The sequence below is a fragment of the Brevibacterium sp. CFH 10365 genome (assembly GCF_009299785.1).
In the GTDB taxonomy this organism is placed as follows: Bacteria; Actinomycetota; Actinomycetes; order Actinomycetales; family Brevibacteriaceae; genus Brevibacterium; species Brevibacterium limosum.
The window spans coordinates 1-407 of sequence record NZ_VIGO01000022.1; the positions used below are offsets into that span (position 1 = coordinate 1).

Below are 407 nucleotides of genomic sequence, written 5' to 3' on the forward strand. Positions count from 1 at the left end.
CCTTCGACGGTCTCGTGCTCACCGGCGATCTCATCGGGGGAGAGCTGACCGGGGATGACATGGTAGGTCAGCACCTTCGTCAGCTGGTCCGAATCCTTGGCCAGGGCATCGAGGTCGTCCTTGGGCACATCGGCGAAGGCGTCATCGACCGGGGCGATGACCGTGAACTCGTCGCCGTTGAGGGTGTCGACGAGGTCGACATCGGGATTGAGCTCACCCGAGACCGCCTTGGTCAGCGTTGTGAGCATCGGGTTGTTCGAGGCGGCAGTGGCCACGGGGTCCTGGCCCATGCCCTCGACTGATCCGGCCCCGTCCGGGTTCTCCTCGGCGTAGGTCGAGCAGCCGGAACCGACGAGGTCGGTATCGGCCATCGAGGCATCACCGGACTCTTCGGGCATCTCGGACTC

The 407-nt window shown here is 65.1% G+C and carries 1 protein-coding gene; it reads right to left on the reverse strand.

Features of this window, described 5'->3' with window-relative positions; translation table 11 throughout:
- Positions 1 to 407, reverse strand: a 407-nt coding sequence (locus FHG09_RS19650; protein ID WP_193627462.1) for a fasciclin domain-containing protein, incomplete at both ends; no start/stop codon positions are given.